General features: G+C 44.3%; 16 protein-coding genes. 9 read left to right on the top strand and 7 right to left on the bottom strand.

Annotated elements, in window-relative coordinates:
• Window positions 1-43: 43 nt before the first annotated feature.
• Window positions 44-1,384: an alpha/beta hydrolase family protein gene (locus NQ117_RS09110; RefSeq protein ID WP_258277644.1), complete on the bottom strand. Its 1,341-nt coding sequence runs from the start codon at window positions 1,382-1,384 to the stop codon at window positions 44-46.
• 43 nt (window positions 1,385-1,427) lie between these two features.
• Entirely contained in the window at window positions 1,428-3,806 is a 2,379-nt protein-coding gene (locus tag NQ117_RS09105) for a S9 family peptidase (RefSeq protein ID WP_258277643.1), read from the bottom strand.
• A 289-nt stretch (window positions 3,807-4,095) separates the two neighbouring features.
• Here NQ117_RS09105 and NQ117_RS09100 point away from each other — a divergent pair, with 289 nt between their 5' ends.
• Both NQ117_RS09100 and NQ117_RS09095 read left to right on the top strand, forming a co-directional pair.
• The gene (locus NQ117_RS09100; protein WP_258277642.1) at window positions 4,096-4,683 is read left to right on the top strand and encodes an HD domain-containing protein; all 588 of its coding nucleotides are present in this window, start codon (window positions 4,096-4,098) and stop codon (window positions 4,681-4,683) included.
• A 95-nt stretch (window positions 4,684-4,778) separates the two neighbouring features.
• Window positions 4,779-5,297, top strand: coding sequence for a YfiT family bacillithiol transferase (locus tag NQ117_RS09095; RefSeq protein WP_258277641.1), 519 nt, complete (start codon window positions 4,779-4,781; stop codon window positions 5,295-5,297).
• 339 nt (window positions 5,298-5,636) lie between these two features.
• Here NQ117_RS09095 and NQ117_RS09090 read toward each other — a convergent pair whose 3' ends face one another.
• A complete protein-coding gene (locus tag NQ117_RS09090; RefSeq protein WP_258277640.1) occupies window positions 5,637-5,951 on the bottom strand; it encodes a DUF3817 domain-containing protein in 315 nt (104 codons plus the stop codon).
• 77 nt (window positions 5,952-6,028) lie between these two features.
• A complete protein-coding gene (locus NQ117_RS09085; RefSeq protein WP_258277639.1) occupies window positions 6,029-6,805 on the bottom strand; it encodes a Cof-type HAD-IIB family hydrolase in 777 nt (258 codons plus the stop codon).
• Window positions 6,806-7,090: 285 nt separating this feature from the next.
• Here NQ117_RS09085 and NQ117_RS09080 point away from each other — a divergent pair, with 285 nt between their 5' ends.
• Window positions 7,091-7,378, top strand: coding sequence for a hypothetical protein (locus NQ117_RS09080; protein ID WP_258277638.1), 288 nt, complete (start codon window positions 7,091-7,093; stop codon window positions 7,376-7,378).
• 137 nt (window positions 7,379-7,515) lie between these two features.
• Here the strand turns inward: NQ117_RS09080 and NQ117_RS09075 are convergent, their stop codons facing one another.
• Window positions 7,516-7,968: a GNAT family N-acetyltransferase gene (locus NQ117_RS09075; RefSeq protein ID WP_258277637.1), complete on the bottom strand. Its 453-nt coding sequence runs from the start codon at window positions 7,966-7,968 to the stop codon at window positions 7,516-7,518.
• 592 nt (window positions 7,969-8,560) lie between these two features.
• On the opposite strand from NQ117_RS09075, the gene ilvB reads away from it, so the two are divergent.
• The 6 genes from ilvB (at window position 8,561) to NQ117_RS09045 (ending at window position 16,260) form a co-directional block, all read left to right on the top strand.
• Complete coding sequence (ilvB, locus tag NQ117_RS09070; RefSeq protein WP_258277636.1) at window positions 8,561-10,306, top strand: biosynthetic-type acetolactate synthase large subunit; 1,746 nt, start codon at window positions 8,561-8,563, stop codon at window positions 10,304-10,306.
• Window positions 10,307-10,317: 11 nt separating this feature from the next.
• A complete protein-coding gene (ilvN, locus tag NQ117_RS09065) occupies window positions 10,318-10,818 on the top strand; it encodes an acetolactate synthase small subunit (RefSeq protein ID WP_258278210.1) in 501 nt (166 codons plus the stop codon).
• Window positions 10,819-11,031: 213 nt separating this feature from the next.
• The gene (gene ilvC, locus NQ117_RS09060; protein ID WP_144987209.1) at window positions 11,032-12,024 is read left to right on the top strand and encodes a ketol-acid reductoisomerase; all 993 of its coding nucleotides are present in this window, start codon (window positions 11,032-11,034) and stop codon (window positions 12,022-12,024) included.
• Between the two features lie 153 nt (window positions 12,025-12,177).
• Window positions 12,178-13,728, top strand: a complete 1,551-nt coding sequence (locus NQ117_RS09055; protein ID WP_258277635.1) for a 2-isopropylmalate synthase — start codon at window positions 12,178-12,180, stop codon at window positions 13,726-13,728.
• A 281-nt stretch (window positions 13,729-14,009) separates the two neighbouring features.
• Complete coding sequence (gene leuB / locus NQ117_RS09050) at window positions 14,010-15,104, top strand: 3-isopropylmalate dehydrogenase (RefSeq protein ID WP_258277634.1); 1,095 nt, start codon at window positions 14,010-14,012, stop codon at window positions 15,102-15,104.
• Between the two features lie 187 nt (window positions 15,105-15,291).
• Window positions 15,292-16,260: a hypothetical protein gene (locus NQ117_RS09045; RefSeq protein WP_258277633.1), complete on the top strand. Its 969-nt coding sequence runs from the start codon at window positions 15,292-15,294 to the stop codon at window positions 16,258-16,260.
• Window positions 16,261-16,518: 258 nt separating this feature from the next.
• Here NQ117_RS09045 and katA read toward each other — a convergent pair whose 3' ends face one another.
• Together katA and NQ117_RS09035 are read right to left on the bottom strand one after the other, a co-directional pair.
• Complete coding sequence (gene katA / locus NQ117_RS09040; protein WP_258277632.1) at window positions 16,519-17,976, bottom strand: catalase KatA; 1,458 nt, start codon at window positions 17,974-17,976, stop codon at window positions 16,519-16,521.
• A 398-nt stretch (window positions 17,977-18,374) separates the two neighbouring features.
• Window positions 18,375-20,420, bottom strand: coding sequence for a glycoside hydrolase family 15 protein (locus NQ117_RS09035; RefSeq protein ID WP_258277631.1), 2,046 nt, complete (start codon window positions 20,418-20,420; stop codon window positions 18,375-18,377).
• Between the last annotated feature and the right edge of the window lie 4 nt (window positions 20,421-20,424).

Raw genomic sequence — 20,424 nt, 5'->3', positions numbered from 1 at the left:
ACCTCCCCGTTAATTACCGAGAAGGTTCCAATTTGAATGAATTTTACTTGGATGTTTCTATTTTCGTTTTTACGTGTTCTCCGATGTCTACCTTAACATCTTCAATTTTGTTCTTTCCATCCAGCAGTTTCGTTGGCTTTTCTTTTAGGAAATGGTCGAAGAAATCCAATGTATATGCATTAATATTGCTGTGAGTACGATACACGGTCTGTAATCTGGCAGCATCGTTCGATACAGATGGAAAGGAAATTAACGGGGTGTCCGAAAATGTTCCATGGTCTGCATGACGGAAGGATACGGAATAACTAAAGCGTACTGCCTGCTTATAGCGTGCGATCACATGTTTCAACATTTCTGTCAATTTCTTTTCATCTACCCCTTGTGCTGCTGCGGCTTGCTTTGGATCGATACTCTCTAAACTTTTTAATCCATCGTAGCCAGCGCTCATCAGCATGAATGGGCCTGGAATTCCCGTTTCAGGAATCACCTTGCCAAAGAAGCCGCCGTCCATGTTGATACCTGCCTTTACACGATCATCTTGCAGCATTACTTGAGCAGCTGTAGCACCGCCAAAGGAATGACCGAGCATTCCAACTCTACTCAGATCGGCCTGCTTCCATATGTGATAGCTCTTCTTCTCTGCAAGTTGTTCTAGACGATCCAATACAAATTGAACATCTTTCACCCATACTTTCGTTATCAATCGATCCATGTGAGAGGTACTGTCGCTATTAGATCCGTTGAAAGTTGCAACTTTTCCATTAGGAAATGTGGTTATTAATGAATTATACGTATGCTGCACACTTACAACGATGTAGCCTTGGCTTGCTAGTGGCTCTGCAATAAATCGATACGTATCATTAAGCATCCCGAAGCCGTGCGATAAGACGAGCACAGGATGTTTTTGCTTCGCTTCAGCGATAGGTGCTTTGATCAAGGAATGAGTGGTAGTAGTGAGTAAAGATAAAAATTGAGCAGCGGGTATTTTCGTATAGTCTTCATAAAATTTCGCCAGTGCTGTTGGATTAGTTGCATAGGGTTCGAGCTTATGTGAGGCACTTGATGCGTTAGTAGGATACCAGACTTGAATCATCAGCTCACGATGATCCGTTTTATCTGCTGTGAATGTTTCAGGGCGGGATTTATCGATCCAATGAAACCGCTCCGTTCCCACTTTATATGGGCCTTTAAGGGCAGGGAATGTTACAGCTGTCTGCTTAGACGAAGTCGTCGGAGCCTTAGATTGTTGGGCAGCAACTGCTGATTGTTGCTCTTGCTGGGAAGGGCTGCTTCCAAATGCATTTAGTACGCTATTCCCGATAAACAATGAACAAAGCATAACCGTCACTAAAAATTTACGTTTCCCGATAAGCTTTACTTCCATATGCAACTCTCCATTTCAACACTAGGTTTGTGTGAGCAAATACTCAAATACTTGCTTCCAATACATTAGACTTTACTACAGCAAATTGCCCTTCATTGGCAGGTAAATGTGCAGGAAGTCGAGGTGGTTCTACCCCTAGCAAGTGTCTTATGAAGTAGTCCCATTTTCTACGGATAAAATACGGTTCTTCAGCAACGCCGTGCCCGACATTAGTCATAATAAGTAGATCGAAATCTTTATCCGCCTTAATCAGCGCATCTGCTAATCGTAACGTTTGGCCGACATGGACATTATCGTCGATATCGCCATGTGCGAGCAGCAGCTTGCCTTTCAAATTCGCAGCCAAATCCGCATTTGCTTGGTTCGCATAGCGATTCGGATACCGTGGATCAAGCAACCCTTGATAATGTTCTCCCCACATATTGATGTACATCAGTTGGTCGTGGTTTCCTGCCGAGGCAACGGCAGCTTTGTACGTATCAGGATATTTTAAAATAGCACGTGCCGCGCCATAACCACCACCAGAACTGCCCCAGATTCCTACACGTTCGATATCTAGGAAAGGGTACATTTCCGCTAATTGAGGAAGGGCTGCTACATGGTCGTTGAGTCCAGCGCCATCGCCCATATTTCCTGCTGCTACATCGATAAATTCACGTGAACGGAAAGGGGTCCCCTTGCCATCCATGATGATGGTGGCAAAACCTAGTTGAGCGAGTGCCTGCGCTCCGCCAGTTTCTAAGGCCGTTAAGTTGAACGACTTCGGTGTTTGAATGACTTGAGATCCAGCATAGTAATGATCGATAACAGGATACATTTGTGCTAGATCGAGATTAGCGGGTTTAATGATAATGCCGTATACATCAGTGACACCATCTGCGGCCTTAACGGTGAAACGTTCTGGCAGTTGATAGCCTTTATCCAACAATGGCTGTATGTTGGCACACTCCAGCTCGCGGGTGCAATCTCCGTCTACACTGCGCAGTACAGAGACAGGGGCAAGATCCACACGAGAATACGTGTTTATAAAATAAGTGAAGTCAGGAGAGAGCAGCACACTATGATTGGCGTCTTCAGGTGTAAGAAGAGTCAGGGATGATCCGTCTAGTTGAACTCGGTATAGGTGCTGGTAATATGGGTCACTTCCAGCTTCCCGTCCACTTGCCGTGAAATATACCCAGCCATGTTCTTCGTCAACGGCAATGAGTCGTCGTACGTTCCAGTTGCCGGCTGTTAGGGCTCTTCGTGTTTGCCCTGTACAGGAGTCGATCACATACAGATGGCCGTAACCATCTCGTTCAGACAGCCAAATGAGCGAATTGTCTTGCAGTAGTTGGAAATTAGGATTTAATGATGAATTGATCTCTAGATAACCAAAGTATAAGGAGAAGTTTCCGTTGTGATATAAATGAGAGAAAATAAAGGTTTCGCTTGTTTCTTCTACAATGACTCTCGCTTCACCGGTATTAGCTTGAACGAGGATAAGCTGTGCCGATTTGAAGTCTCTGGCTACAAGTTTGTAGTAGGCCTGATTACTGTCTGCCGACCATCCAGATAACGGCACAATAGATGCGAAAGCAGTAGGACTAGTAGCCACAACAGGATCGGCTTCTACTCGTATCGATTCCTGATTATCGATATCAGCAATATACACTTCCATCATTGGGACGTGCTCATCACCGACCATCGCGTAGCGTGAAGTGTACAAGGAAGGTCGAACTTCTTTCGAATCCAGAGGAACATGTTGAACGATATGCAGCTCGTTAATATTTCGCTCATCGAGACGATGCGTAATCAACTTCTTTGAATCAGGAGACCATACTACACTTGGACGAACGGGAGCTCCAAAAATTTGTTGCGTAGTCTCATTCATGGCCGATCCCTCAGTGGCGTATCCATAGTAACGTTCTCCATCATAGGTTAGCTGCCGAACTTCTTCTGTTTCTAGATGACGAACATACAGATTGTAAGTATCTATATAGGCTGCCCATTGCCCATCCGGAGACAATAATTCATTTGGCTTAGTGTGTGGCGCGGGTTCTGCTTCATGGCATTCGTTCTGTGTCTGATCATAAGACCAATATTTGTCTTTTGCAACAAAATAAATAATAGGATCATGCTCGTTGATCATTAGCTTTTGAATCGGCAACTGGTGCGGATTAACTTCTTCTTGCAGAACTGAGCTTAAGGCCGCTGCCAAGCGATTGTGATCAAAGGCGAGATCTACCGAATTAGAAATAGGATTTACAATTACGAACTCGCTTCCTTTTTGTGCGCCTACCCGGATATCGCGTTGATACCAGAATGTTGACGATTGACCAATCCAGTGTGGTACGACTCGTGCATTGTCCACATCAGCTTGCCAATCTTGGCTCCATTCTTTTGCTTTTGCATACTGCTCGGCGGTTACTACTTGGTTCATAGATCTCCACTCCTATCTAATCATGTAATTTAATCACCTCGTGGGTGATTTTAGTAAGAAGGGCTCAGTGCTGTTAAGAAGCAGTTGTTCAGCCCCTTGAATTCCATTATTGAGTACCGATGTGTACTTTTTATGTCCACGGAGGCTTTGTTCTTTGAGTGCAGGCAGCCTATGCCTATTTACAGTTTGAAGACATATGTCCTAGTCATTTTTCCAATGTATTATTACTATGAAAACCATAGAAGATAGGAAGTAATTGGATATATAATAAAAACGAGGGGCCAATCACATGGAAACTATTTTGCAGAAACAACTTCAGTTCTTAATGGAGATAGACAAGCTCAAGACGATTCAAAGAAAAACAAAAATTGTTAGCGATACAAGACTAGAAAATGATGCGGAGCATTCCTGGCATTTAGCTGTAATGGCACTAATTTTTAGCGGTCATGCAAATGAAGAAGTCGATTTGTTTAAAGTAGTGAAAATGCTGCTTATTCATGATCTAGTCGAGATTGATGCTGGAGACACATTTGCGTACGACACGGCTGGAAATGAGGACAAGCATGAACGAGAAATGCAAGCGGCGCAGCGTATTTTTGGCCTTTTGCCAATAGAGCAGGGGGAGGAATTAATGAATCTATGGCTTGAATTCGAACGCAAAGAGAGTAAGGAAGCGCAATTTGCCTCTTCACTAGATCGCTTGCATCCTATCTTGAACAACTACCAGAATGAAGGCGATACATGGCTAACCTACCATATTACAAGCGAGCAAATTTTGAAGCGGAATCGTGAAATTGCCAATGGCTCCAAATCGTTGTGGGCATACACCGAACAGCTAGTCAATGATTCGATTGCACGTGGATTTGTGCGCGAGTAAGAGGCGGCTGATCTGGAAAGTTAGTTGCAGAAATAGTGAAGTAGGGAATAGGCAATAGCTCAATTTGAAGATTCCATGAGAGGGGTAATGAGGCTATGGAGATTAATACATTCTCGGGCATTCCATTTGAACCGATAATGAATCCTACCTTGGTGGAACGAAACTATTTTATTAGTCAGGTCCCAGAAATAATTATAGAGCTGCGAAATATAGTAAAGGATTTAACTTCTGAACAACTTCAGTGCTCCTACCGTCCTGGCGGCTGGACGATTCAACAGATTGTGCATCATGTAGCGGATAATAACGTAAACGCCTATTTACGATTTAAGCGAGCATTAACCGAAGAAGAGCCTATCGCCAGCTCGTACGATCAGGATGCATGGGCCGCGCTTGATGAGTATAACCATTTGCCTGTTGAAGATTCTTTGCTGCTCATTGAAACGCTTCACCGAAGATTTTTAACCCTACTTAACAGTCTCCAGCCAGATGATTTTCGTAGAAAATTGCGCACACAAGTGTTAGATTCCATTACACTGGACATCGCTCTCCAAAGACTTATTTGGCATGACCGCCATCATATTGCTCATATTCGTTTAGCTGTCGCGGAATTCTGATAGGTTGCCGTAAGGATGAAAAAAATAACAGATAGACACGTAAAATTTTATGCGGCATAGCAGTAGGAAAACCGCTCCGATAAGGTTTTAGAAGCGGTTTTAGCATTTCTATGAGAATGAAATCACTACATAGATGCTGGTATTTGAATTTACTTACAAGGCTACTTTCTTTTCTCTAAATGGAACCGTATGTATGGTGAATGGCTGCTCTGAACCATCGCGAAGGACATTGACGATCAAGACCCTTTGGTTATATATAAATTAATAGAATAAATTTAAAAAAACGGAAGTATTAATGCAAAATATTTTTCAAAAAAATAAAACCGCTAGGAATGATTCCTAAGCGGTTTTTGTTGGGTTGTCTTGTTGTTCTTTTTTCAATGATTGGTCAAATACAAAATTGCCGAAAGGAATAAATGAAACAAGGACCGCGATAATGACGCGAGTGAGAGGCCAACGATGAACGATCCAAACATGACCTACAGCAAGGATATACAGTAAAAATAGTACTCCATGGGCCATTCCGGAAATGGTAACAGCTTCAGGCATATCCATGTATGTACGAAGAGGCATGGCTATAAATAATAATAAAATATAGGATATTCCTTCCACTATTCCAATCGTTCTTAATCGTCCGATAGGGGTTTGAAACATGCGGGTTAATCCTCCTTTCTTATGGGGTCAAGTTAAGTGGGGCTTCCATTTTAAAACAATTGTAGATTATGTACATATTAATCGATTAATCCAGCATACTGCAATCCGCGGCGAATGCCGCCTTCATTCACATGTGAAGTAACGTAATCAGCGTATGGCAAAAGTTCTTCGTGAGAATTACCCATCGCAATCCCAAGTCCAACTGTGCTGAGCATTTCTTTATCATTGAGTCCATCACCAAAGGCAATCGCTTTTTCAGGAGAAATATGCAGCAGGCGAAGCATAGCCTGAATGCCTTCCGCCTTCGATGAATCATGCGGCAGTACATCCATGGCTGTTTGGTGCCATCGAATGTAGCGTAATCCAGGTACAACTTCACTATATAGCTGCTCGTCTTCCACCGTACAATGTAAAAACATTTGATAAATATTTTCGTTGCGCCAGTATTCTGGATTATGGCCAGGCAGTTCAACTTTTAAAGATTGGACAGCATCTAACATAAAGGGATGATCCACAATGCTAGAATAGAAAGCGGACTCTCCTTCAAACACGAGCGCATGCTGATGGAGGGTTGCGTGGTTCACTAGCGCCTCCACATCTTCACGAGGTATCGAGCGTTTAAATATCGTTTTTTCTTGGTAGACAACATAGCCGCCATTTAAACAGACGAAGGAGTCAATGCCTAGCTGCTCTGCCAATGATTTTATGAAATATGGTGCGCGCCCTGTTGCGATGACTGCTTCTACACCTTTGTTTTGCAGCTCTGCTATTGCTTCGATTGCGTCTTGCGGAATCTCTTTTTCATCATTTACGAGTGTTCCATCGATATCGAAAAACACAATTTTATAGCTCATGATATGATCTCCCGTCTTATTCAAATGCTCTATATGCGGGTTACTATATCATTGGATCAGCACGTGGTGCAAGATGGTAGTTAGCGGCTATTTGCTTTATAAGGGGCATACCCGTATTGCCATGGTAATCTTTTGATTTTCAGAAGATTTATAAATTACTGGTAGGTGAAAGTCTCGCAATCTATGAGGAATTCGTACAATTTGCAAGTTAGTAGGGTAACGATACAAGCAGGTTGGTGAAGCTATCATATGCTGTAGAGAAAGTTGACTGAAGGAGGGATTTCCTTGCAGCATGTTACCAAATCTCAGGCCGAGAAATTGATAGGACAGCATATTTATGCTGTGCGTCAAGACGGAAAAGTAGTTTCGGGGAAACTTGTTCGAATTTCCGGCAACGAGCTCGTCCTGACACCGATAGACGGCAAGTCAGCTAAAACGAGATGCTTTTTGCTGCCTCTCATATTGTTCGACTTGCTCGCTATTGGGACATTAGGATGTGGCGGAGGATTTGGCTTTGGTCCGTTCGGTGGCGGTGGTTGCGGCGGCTGCTTTGGACCGAGACCATTTTTCTAAAACTAGACTAGCAGTAGGAAAGAGATAGTGAGTGAATATCGATAGCAGCGCATGAGGGATGCGTGTGACGTATCGGCTACGGTCCGGAATTCTTTCATTCCGGGCTGTCTTATTTTAAAGTGCTTATTAATCGTGAGTTATTCGCTTATCTGGCTAAATGGTTTGAACATTTCCCAGCATTGCAAGTTTACTAGATACTGTCTGCTTTTGTAGCCTGCTCGTTCATAGAAGCGTCGTGCTGGTTCATTGCCAGCATCTACGGCGAGCTTGGACGAGCTGCATGATTGCAATATAGCTTGTTTTTCAGCTGATTGAAGTAGAATTTGTCCTATTCCTCTTCGTTGTAGGTAGGAATGAACGGCAAGCATATCGATGAATAAAATCCGCTCGATTACGACAGCGTGGATAAAAGCGATGGGTTGATTTACAAGGTCCACTTTGACATAAGTGAAGCCTTTGGACAGGCGTTTTGGCATCTCATTTTTAAGCTGAGGAATGTCCCAGTTTAGATTGGATTTGGGGATTAATTCGGCTTCTACCAAAGACCAAATTATTTCGTCATCCTGTTCAGGTATACGTAATCGAAGCATGTGCATTCCTCCACTTCAAGCTTGATAGCAGCTGTATGGCAGCACGTTTTCGTTTATTCTATGCCTGCTTTTTCACGTTTGAATGGACACCAGAACATTTTGGTATTTTTTTTGATAGTCCTATTGACTCGCTCAAAGTGTAGGCATATAATACTTCTTAACATTTGGAATACACTCTGACATAACATACCAATGGCTATGATGAGGACTAAAGACGAAGGGCTCTTATGACCAGAGAGCGTGCGGACTATGCTGGAACCGCCGCCTTAACCCCTTATGATCGATGCTCACCTCGGAGCTGTTCTGCTGAACGAAGACGGATGCAAGGACACATGCAAGGCCAAGATATATCCGTCAACTACTAGGTAGAATCGTCGGGCGCGCGTTAGGCGCTGTTACAGTTTGCAGCTATGTGTTGCAAACTTATGGAGGCTGTATGTTGTGAGACATATAGCAAATCTGGGTGGTACCACGGAAGCTAACCTTTCGTCCCTATGGATACATGAACTGTGTCCTGGGGCGGAAGGTTTTTTTGTTATATTCAAGTCTAAGTGATTTATTTCAATTACAGATTAGGTGAGGGGGATGGCGGATGAGCGCTCAGCATGCAACCATGCGGTCTAAAGAAGAATTACGTCAGAAATGGATGAAGCCAGAAGTAATTACAGGTTCAGAAATTTTACTTCGAAGCTTGTTGTTAGAAGGTGCGGAATGCGTCTTCGGCTATCCGGGAGGAGCCGTATTGTATATTTACGATGCGATGCACGGCTTTGATGATTTCAAGCATTTGCTGACAAGGCATGAGCAGGGCGCCATTCATGCAGCGGATGGGTATGCACGGGCAAGCGGTAACGTTGGCGTGTGTATCGCGACTTCGGGTCCTGGAGCAACAAATCTTGTAACGGGTATTGCGACTGCATATATGGACTCGGTACCTCTCGTGGTCATTACGGGCAACGTTGCAACGTCGCTGATCGGAACAGATGCGTTCCAAGAAGCGGATATTACCGGAATTACGATGCCGATTACAAAGCACAGCTATCTCGTTCGTGATGTAGAGGACTTACCGCGTATTATTCATGAAGCATTCCATATCGCGAATACAGGACGAAAAGGTCCGGTTCTGATCGATATTCCGAAGGATGTCTCGGCTGCTAAGTCATTGTTCCAACCATCAACAACGATAGATATCCGCGGCTATCATCCGACGGTTAAGCCGAATAAGTATCAAGTTGATAAAATGCTTAAAGCGATTGAAGAAGCAGAGCGGCCGATCATCTTGGCAGGAGCAGGGGTTATCCATTCTGGTGCGCATGAAGAGCTGTATCAATTCATTACAACTGCGCAAATTCCAGTGACGACGACATTGCTCGGACTTGGCGGATTCCCAAGCGGACATGACTTGTGGCTAGGAATGCCAGGTATGCATGGTACATTCACAGCAAATAACGCCATTCAACAGGCAGATTTGCTAATTAATATCGGTGCACGGTTTGATGATCGAGTAACGATGAAGCTGGATGGCTTCGCACCGCATGCGAAAATTGTCCACATTGACATCGATCCAGCTGAGATCGGGAAGAATGTTCCAACGGATATCCCAATCGTTGGTGACATTAAGACGACACTAACACAGGCAAATGAAGCGGTAAAACGAGCAGACAAAGCGGATGCTTGGAGAGCACAATTGCTAGGTTGGAAGATTGACCAGCCATTACGCTATGAAGATAGCGATACGGAATTGAAGCCGCAATGGGTTATCGAAATGATCCATGATACGACGAAGGGTGAAGCCATCGTTACAACGGACGTAGGTCAGCATCAGATGTGGGCGGCGCAATATTATCGCTTTAACAATCCGCGTTCTTGGATTACATCTGGCGGACTTGGAACGATGGGCTTCGGATTCCCATCAGCAATCGGTGCGCAAATGGCGCATCCAGATCGTACAGTCGTTTCCATCAATGGCGATGGCGGCATGCAAATGTGTGCGCAGGAGCTTGCGATTTGTGCGATTAACAATATTCCGGTCAAGGTTGTCATCATCAACAACCAGGTGCTCGGCATGGTTCGCCAATGGCAAGAAATCATTTATGAAGAGCGTTACAGCCATATTGACTTGGCTGGCAGTCCGGACTTCGTGAAATTGTCAGAAGCATATGGCGTTCCAGGCTTCCGTGCAACGAATAAGGAAGAAGCGAAGATGGCTTGGGAGCAAGCTTTGAATACACCGGGACCTGCGGTAGTTGAGTTCGTTGTTCGCAAACACGAAAATGTATATCCGATGGTTACGCAGGGATCTACGATCGATCAAATGATAATGGGGGATGGCGAATGAGCACGATTACAATGACTAGACATACGATAGCTGTCATCGTAAACGATCAACCAGGCGTGCTGCAACGCGTCTCAGGATTGTTCGGACGTCGCGGCTTCAATATCGAGAGTATTACAGTAGGTGCTTCCGAAGAACCTGGATTATCAAGAATGGTTATCGTCACTACAGCGGATGAACAAATGCTTGAGCAAGTAGAGAAGCAATTATATAAGATTATTGATGTTATCAAGGTTCTTAATCTCAGCTCACAAGAGATGGTTGCACGTGAACTTGCCTTGATTAAGGTAAAGGCTGAGCCTAACATGCGACCAGAAATTCTTGGAGTGGTTGAGACCTTCCGCGCTTCTATTATTGATATTGGCCCGAGCACACTTGTCGTTCAAGTGTTGGGAGAGTCTTCGAAAATTGAAGCGATGATTGAACTGATGGAGCCTTATGGCATTCGCGAGATTAGCCGCACGGGCGTAACGGCGATGATTCGCGGATCGATTACAGATGGTGCGATTCGTTAAGCAAACGATGCTAGCTTTAAGCAGTGAACCACATTATGGAATTTGATTGTGCACGAACAAGCATGTTGTAAGAACCCTTTCGGATGAAGGGGTATTTCAGAGGATGAGACCTAATTATCCTTTGAAATACCCTTTATCATCCGAGGGCTAAACATCATATATACCTTACGTATATAAACAAAATGGGAACAAATTTGAGGAGGAATCATAACAATGGCAGTTACGATGTATTATGAAAAAGACGCAGATTTCGCAGTACTTAATGGTAAGACAATCGCTGTAATTGGCTACGGCTCTCAAGGGCATGCTCAAGCACAAAACTTGCGTGACAGCGGTTTGGACGTTGTTATAGGTCTTCGTGAAGGTAAGTCAGCTGACAAAGCACGTCAAGATGGATTCGAAGTATTGTCCGTTGCTGACGCTACTAGCCGTGCAGATGTAGTACAAATTTTGATGCCGGATGAAACTCAAGCAAGCGTTTATAACAATGATATCGCTCCTAACCTCAAAAAGGGCGCTGCTCTTATGTTCTCCCACGGCTTCAACGTGCACTACGGTCAAATCGTAGCGCCTAAAGACAACGATGTTCTTCTTGTTGCGCCGAAATCTCCAGGTCACCTGGTTCGTCGTACATATACAGAAGGATTCGGTGTTCCTGGACTTATCGCGATCGAGCAAGATGCGACAGGCAATGCGAAAGCAATCGGATTGGCTTATGCAAAAGGTATCGGCTGTACACGCGCTGGCGTTATTGAAACATCCTTCAAAGAAGAAACAGAAACAGATTTGTTCGGTGAGCAAGCTGTATTGTGCGGCGGTGTAAGTGCGCTTATCAAAGCTGGTTTCGAAACATTGACAGAAGCAGGATATTCTCCTGAAATGGCTTACTTCGAGTGTTTACACGAGCTGAAGCTTATCGTTGACCTTGTATACGAAGGCGGATTGGCTACAATGCGCGACTCTATCAGTAACACAGCGGAGTATGGCGACTATGTAACAGGTCCTCGCATCGTAACAGAAGAAACGAAGAAAGCAATGAAAGAAGTATTAGCTGATATTCAACAAGGTAAGTTCGCTCGCGACTTCATCTTGGAGAACCAAGCAAACCGTGCATTCTTGACAGCAACTCGCCGCAATGAAGCGAACCATCCAATCGAAGTTGTTGGTGGTCAGTTGCGTGAAATGATGCACTGGATTAAAAAATAAGCATCGGCATTATATGTAGTATATTCATTCAATTAGCAGTCGTTCATGTAACGTGTATGCATGTGCATGTGAATAAGTAAGGCGATTACGCAATGCGTCCGCCCGTCACTAGGCGGGTGGGCGTTTTTATTAGCAACGAGGAGGTGCGGAGTTATGCGTAAAATATATTTGTTTGATACAACGTTGCGTGACGGTGAGCAATCTCCAGGCGTCAATTTGAATACGAAAGAGAAATTAGAAATTGCGCATCAGTTGGAGCGCCTTGGCATTGACCGTATGGAAGCGGGATTCCCGGCAGCATCGCCAGGTGACTTGGCAGCTGTAAATGCAGTTGCAAAAGCAGTGAAAAATGCGACTGTGGTTGCATTAGCTCGCTCCCGCGTTCAAGATATTGATGCGGCCTATGAAGCGCTGAAAGACGCGCAAGATCCTTGCCTTCATCTTTTCCTAGCATCATCTCCGATTCATCGTCAGCACAAGCTGCGCATGACGAAGGAGCAAATGTTGGAGGCGGCAGAAGCAGCCATTAAGTATGCAGGCAAGTATTTCACCAAAATTCAATTTTCTCCTGAGGATGCAGGACGGACAGAGTTGGACTTCCTTTGCCAAGTAACGGAGATGGCGATTAAGGCAGGTGCAACAGTCGTTAATATTCCGGACACCGTCGGATATTTATATCCTGCGGAATTCGGTAACATCTTTAAGACACTTAAGGAACAAGTACCTGGTATCGAAAAAATTCAGTTGAGTGCTCATTGCCATGATGACTTAGGGATGGCGACTGCGAACGCATTGGCTGCCGTATTGAATGGTGCGGATCAGGTTGAGGGAACGATTAATGGTATTGGTGAACGCGCGGGCAATACGGCGCTAGAGGAAGTAGCGATGGCGTTGGAAACACGTCAGGACTTCTTCCAAGCAAAGTCAACGATGGTATTATCGGAGATTGCTCGTTCTAGCCGCTTAGTTAGCAAATTGACGGGCATGGTCGTGCCAGGCAACAAAGCAATCGTTGGTGCAAATGCGTTTGCTCATGAATCTGGTATTCATCAGGATGGCATGCTGAAAGAGAAGACGACGTATGAGATTATGTCTCCTGAGACAATTGGCCTTAAGGAGAGCAAGCTTGTGCTCGGCAAGCATTCAGGACGTCATGCGTTCCGTGAGAAGCTTATCGATCTTGGCTATGAGTTGAGTGATGATCAGCTCAATATCGCATTTTCGAAATTTAAAGATCTGGCAGATAAGAAGAAAGAAGTATCTGACGAGGACATTCGTGCCTTTATCGAAGAGAAAATCGTCGATACGCTGGAAATCTTCTCGCTGCAAACGATCTATGTCACCTATGGCAATGAAGCAACTCCAACTGCTAAAGTCCGCATCGTCACACATGAAGGCGATGTGCTGGAACAAGAAGCAGAAGGAAACGGTTCCGTTGATGCCATTTACAATGCGATTGATAAGGCTACTGGGGAAGAGGTTGTGTTGTCCGACTATTCCATTAAGTCTGTTACGCATGGTAAAGATGCGCAGGGTGAGGTTCATGTCGTTATGAATCAAGACGAAGTAGCTGTTCAGGGCCGTGGCGTAAGCACAGATATTCTTGAAGCGAGTGCGCGCGCATATGTCGATGCGCTCAATCGTCTGATCGAGAAGCGTCAGTTAAACAGCGGCAACCGTCGCGATAAGATTGGCCTTGTATAAAATAGGATCAAAGGAAAGCCCGCTGTCCATTCACTGGAGAGCGGGCTTTTATCATGCTTACCGAACATGAATTCTACTGAAAAATAATAGCTTTTTGTACATATGCCCAAGGGAAAACAGACTTTTTTCTCACCTTTATAGATACAGCCTATTAAGATAATAGATTTTATATCTTAGTCATCTGAGGCGGTGTGCGATAAAATGTAAGGAATAATAAGGTATGGGTTGCAGGAGTAGGAGTGTTTTATTTACATACATACGGAGAGAAGGAGCGAACGGATATGACAGAGGTTAAAAACATTGCAGTTATTGCAGGGGACGGTATTGGCCCAGAAGTAGTAACTGAAGCGATCAAGGTTATGAAACGTACGGAGGAATTGTTCGGCTTGAAATTTGAATTCGAGCACGGTCTGTTCGGTGGTATTGCCATTGATGAGAAAGGAACGCCGCTTCCGCAGGAGACACTTGATATTTGTAAACGTGCGGATGCAGTGCTCTTGGGTGCAGTTGGTGGACCGAAATGGGACAACAACTCGAAAGAGCTTCGTCCAGAGACAGGTTTGCTCGGTATTCGCAAAGAATTGGGACTATTCTCAAACTTGCGTCCGGCTGTTGTATTTGATTGCTTGAAAGATGCTTCTACGCTCAAGCCAGAAGTGTTGGAAGGTACTGACCTTATCGTTGTACGTGAATTGACAGGCGGCATCTACTTCGGTGAGAAGTTCCGTCGCGAAGGTGCTCACGGTGAAGAGGCGGTTGATACATGTGTCTACAACGTAACAGAAGTAGAACGTATTGTACGCCAAGCATTCGAAGTAGCTCAGAAGCGCCGCAAGAAGCTTGCTTCTGTCGATAAAGCAAACGTGTTGGAGACATCCCGTTTATGGCGTGAAACGGTGAATCGAATTGCACCAGACTATCCAGATGTAGAAGTGGAACATGTACTCGTTGATAACTGCGCGATGCAGTTGCTGCGCCGTCCATCCAGCTTCGACGTTATCGTAACGGAAAATATGTTCGGTGATATTTTAAGTGACGAAGCAGCAATGCTTACAGGTTCGATCGGCATGCTTTCTTCCGCATCGCTTGGCGAAGGCAGCTTCGGTTTGTATGAGCCTGTACACGGTTCAGCTCCGGACATTGCGGGTCAAGGAGTGGCGAACCCAATCGCGACGATCCTTTCAGTCGCGCTTATGTACCGTTTGACATTCGGCTATGGTGAAGCTGCGGACGCGATTGAGCGTGCTGTGAAGCAGGTGTTGGATGCTGGCCACCGCACAGGCGATATTGCTGTGGATCGTGCTCAAGCACTAAGCACAAACGAGATGGGCGACTTGATTGCTAATGCCTTAGAGGGCGCTGCAGTTCAGGCGTAATAATAGCAATATTGGCAAGTATGTGCGGCTTTTAAGAGGGTCTATACATCTTGCTATATATAAAGGAAGAAACAGAATTTAATTGAGCTTATTTTCCATCAGCGTAGAGGGGTTAATCCCAATTCGTTGATGAGAAAATAAGCTCTTTTTATTAGGTATAACTTTTTATTTTGAGAGGAGAAAAGATATGAACATTCCTAGTTCTATGCGTGATTTGTATGGAAAGTATGAAATCCCTGATACGATTCTGAAAATGATAGAGCGCCAAGAACGAAGCCAGGATAGTGAAGATATAGGACTATTTATTCTTAAAGATGATGACCGTCGTTATATGAGCACGCCGATTGATTCTATTCCATTTGCGACGATTAGAGTGGATGGTATTCATTATGCGTTTTTAACAGAGTTCGGAGCGGTAGAAGATTTAAATGAAGCACCTATTATTTGTGTTTCACCTATGGATTTTGGCTTAGAAATACGTTATGCAGGTAATAACTTAGCTCAATTTTTGGAGGTTTATTGTGCGGATGATGGGATTTTCATTAATCATTTCGAAGACGAAGAGGACTATATACGGTATGTACAACAAAGAGAAGAAGAGGAACAGCAACAACCCAATGAAGGAGATTTTAAGCTGCCTCCTGAGTATTTCGAAGAGAGGAAAGCTAGAATAGATAGCTTTAGAGCTGACTTCCAATTAAAGAAAATAGAAAGGTCACAACTATGGAAAGAGCTAGAATCTATCCGTGCACTTAGACGTTCGAAAATGATTCTTGAAACGGTAAATGGGCTGGGTGTGCTTCCAATTGATAAACAAAACGAGGGAGTAGGCGAGAACTCGCATACACGTTTACATTGGCAGTCTGATGGCGGAAATTCGGCTTCAAATGAACTAGCTGAGGCACAGAAATTTGTCGAGGCAGCTTCTTTGGAATCGAGAATTGGATTTGTTCGTGATGCTCAGCAATATTACATGTTTCAGTGTATAGAATGGCGAAACTGGATGATTGAGCAGCTGGTATTATGGGGCTATGAAACCGAAGCGAAAAATTTGCAGTTGTCTTATCCAACTGAGCAATATATGCCTGTAACGGATACCCTTTCGACATATATTTATTTGGAATGGTCTTCCTCTGATGAGGGTGAAAACAAATAACTGCTCTATTATTAGCTCTATAAAAAGACGGCTAAACCTTTATGAACAAGGTTTAGCCGTTTGTATTTGTAAGAGGGAAAGAGGTACTTCATTCGTGAGGTTCGCTCATATCTTTGAGCTTGTTTCAATGATAACGATAATGATGAAATAACAATAAGTTAAATTGAATATCATAAATCTAATTTGCTTCGACAAAATAAATGAGTCCAAATTCATTCACCTGAGTGGACTTTCAACTATACCCAAGCTTCTTCTAACTTATTTCTCTTCCGGAACATGCAGCCCAAGTCCTTCTGCTACACGATTGCCGTACTCAGGATCAGCCTTGTAGAAATGTTGGATCTGGCGCAGCTTAATCTCATCCTTCTCAACAGGCTTCATCGCAGCAACGATATTGTCAACGAGTCGGCTGCGTTCTTCTTCTGATAGCAAACGGTACAAGTCACCTGGCTGCGTATAGTGATCATGATGATCATAGGCGACACTTTGTGCTTCGCCTTGTACCGTATACGGAGCTGCTGCATGAGATGGGCTCTCTGTTGGTCCGCCAAAGCTGTTAGGCTCGTAGTAGACAGAAGCGCCGCCGTTTGAGTCAGAGCGCATTTGTCCATCGCGTTGATAATTGTGGACTTTGGCATGCGGGCAGTTAATTGGTAATGTATTATGGTTCGCTCCTACACGATAGCGATGTGCATCGGAATAAGCGAATAGGCGTCCTTGCAGCATCTTATCTGGTGAAGCTTCAATGCCGGGAACGAAAGAGCCTGGTGAGAAAGTCGCTTGCTCCACTTCCGCAAAATAGTTTTCTGGATTGCGATCAAGCACCATGCGCCCAACCTCAATTAAAGGGTAATCTTTGTGCGACCATACCTTAGTAACATCGAACGGATCGAAGCGATACGTATTCGCATCTTGCTCAGGCATAATCTGCACATACAGTGTCCAAGCAGGGAAGTCACCCTTAACGATGGCATTGAATAAATCTTCCGTATGGTAGTCAGGATTTTCACCTGCAAGTTTGGCTGCGAGCTCAACATCCAAGTTTTTGATTCCTTGTTCTGTCCTGAAATGGTATTTGACCCATACTGCTTGGCCCTCGTTGTTCACCCATTTAAAGGTGTGACTGCCGAAGCCATGCATATGCCGCAAAGTCGCAGGAATACCACGATCCGACATCAGAATCGTGACTTGATGCAGCGATTCAGGTGATAGTGACCAGAAGTCCCATACCGCGTTCGGGTTTTTCAAATGGGTTTGCGGATGGCGCTTCTGTGTATGGATAAAATCAGGGAACTTGATCGCATCGCGAATAAAGAAGACGGGTGTATTATTGCCGACTAGATCGTAGTTACCTTCCTCGGTATAAAATTTCACAGCGAATCCACGAGGATCACGTACCGTATCAGCAGAGCCAGACTCACCAGCTACAGTAGAAAAGCGAATAAACATTGGCGTTCGTTTGCCGATTTCGGACAAAAAGTTTGCTTTTGTATAAGAAGATAAATCATTCGTAACTTCAAAATAACCATGTGCGCCAGCACCTTTTGCATGAACGACACGCTCAGGCACGCGCTCACGATTGAAGTGGGCCAGTTTCTCAAGTAAGTGAACATCTTGAATCAAAGTTGGCCCACGATGTCCAGCGGTCATTGAGTTCTGGTTATCACCAACGGGAGCTCCCCAACTTGTTGTCAATGTTCGTTTGTTCGTCGTCATAATCGATCCACCCCTAAGGTCAAAGTTTTATTAATGATTGAATTAAAACCTATATGATATATAATTTAATATAGAAATTAATACTTAATAATAATTATTATAATTAAATGATTGCAAAAAGCAAGATGCATAGGTAAAAAAGATGCAATGATATAACTTATGAAGGAGTGCGTAAATCTAGTACATTTCAAGAAGGTAAATAACTAAAATCGCTGCTTCTGCTAACCGTTACTCGATGGCCTTCCTTTTCTATACCACGGTGTTGGCTTATTTAATCAGTAGTAGATATGTAGGGAGCAAGAGCTGTAAATCGTAATCGATATTATCTTGCATGACAATCAAACAAATGCCCTACAGCAAGCACTATATGAACGAAGTGCCAACTGTAGGGCTGCGAATTACATAGACGGAGCTGAATCGAGTTCTTTATACCTCTTTACATATTTCAGTACGGTATCCACATATGTGGCGTGTGACCAAGTGAGTGGAGCCACAGAGAGGGGAGAGCCTGAAAATGGATCGAGCTGCTCTGGCAGCATACCGCTTGGCAGAGCATGTCGAACTGTCCAGCGGAGTGTTTCCAATGGTTGCTGCAAATCGGCTAGATTCTCAGCTATCGCAATCTCATATGCAGCAAACCATAGCGTGCATATAATCCAAGGGTTCCCTGGGGCTATATTCATATCCGAACATCGTTGGAAATAGTAATCTTGCCTGTAGCGAGCAATTCCACCTACAGAAGTACGGATCGTTAAACGATTTCGCAACTTGTTCATCGTCGAGCGAACTTTTGGATCTTCTGGAGGCAGTACACCAAATTCATAGATGCCAAATATACTGCTTTCCGGCGTCATATCTTGTACCCAGCGTCCATCTTTTCGATATAATCCTCGTGCGAAGCATTTTTCTTCTTCGTTCCATAGGTGGGTTAGAATACCGTTCTTGATACGCTCGGCTCCTTCTAAATATCGCTTCGCTCGTTCATCATCTCCGAATAGTTGGGCAAATTGTGAGGCTGAGGTGAGACCACCATACACAGCTGAGGCCGTAAACGTAAATATCCCATATCGTTCTTCCCATAAGTCGTAGCTTGGCTGTGGCAAGTTCAATTGAGTTTCTGTATAACGAAGTAGAAATCCCGCAGCTTGACGGATAAGGGACTGGTAAAGGGATTGCGGGCGCTCGATATCTCCGTGCTCACTATAATCATGCCATAACGCATGGAGCACGAGAGCGGTCTCATCTTCTTGAATAGGCAGCTGGCTTCGCCCATCATGCACATAGGGATGCCAACTGGAACCGACTGTGCCGTCTGGATTATATTTATGATACAAATAACCTTCACTGCTAAGCGCCCGTGTACAGAAGCGGAAGAACGGTTCGATCATGCCATGGTAGCCAGCGGATGACATCGCTTTGGCGACGAGAGCACCATCTCGAGGCCACATATAACTATAGTGATCGCGATTGAACTGCATAATATCGGTGTCATTGGCTGCAATGATAGCGCCTTCTGCATCAGTTTGCGTTCGTACGATGAGCAGACTTTGCTTATAGCTCTGAATAAGGGATTCATCCAAATTGACGAAATCTGGATTATTTTTGTTCACCCAACGGCGCCAATACGTGTTCACTCGATCGATAAGCCTTCCTGGACCACTCTCGCGGACATACTGATTGAGTTTCTTCACATCATCCAAATGAGCGCCGGCGGCAAACCAATAAAAGTGAGTCGACGTACCATTAGGTGAAATATAAGATCTAGAGCTTATTGTACTGTCTACTGAACCTTGGGCAATGGCATTGCCCATTAATTTGCCGTCTTCGGCATCTCTCCATGTGCCTTCCGCTTGATGAAATCGCTTTATTCCCGTTGTGAACTCATACATACTATCGAGAGCAGGGGGCGGTTCACGCCCCGTTGCATGCTCGAAGTTCTGATCACTTTGCGGATTAGGCTTTGTAGCGGATTCGGAAGTGGCGTTGAACATAAAGTAATGATCTTTTTTATAATGGAAAACGGTGCGTTGATCTGGATAATAGGCAGCTGTGTCACCAACTTCAGTCTCGTTGATGACTAGATCTTGGTGGAAGAAGAGGCGAACTTCACGTTCTATTGATGTATGGTTTTTGATGTGGACTTTACGCAAAAATATAGGATCTCGTTGGTGAACAGCATCTTCAATCGTTAAAGAAAGCTGTAGAGCAGGATGATGCGCCTCTACTTTTGTGACAAGAGATTCACTACGATAGCCAATTGAAATGGACCATTCTGGTTCATCCAACCAACTAAATTGATGGTCCACCCATACACCAAGTCGACATTTGTGGCCGCCGACATGATTGAGCTGGCCGACATAAGGATAGTAAATGTCACGAATGTAGGCATGTTGGTCGAGGTTCACGAGCATCTTGCCATTGCCTACAACGAGATAACGTGGCATGATA

The sequence above is a fragment of the Paenibacillus sp. SC116 genome, assembly GCF_024733555.1.
In the GTDB taxonomy this organism is placed as follows: Bacteria; Bacillota; Bacilli; order Paenibacillales; family Paenibacillaceae; genus Paenibacillus_B.
The sequence above is the reverse complement of the archived record's forward strand: the minus strand, read 5'-3'. Positions and strand labels throughout refer to the sequence as shown.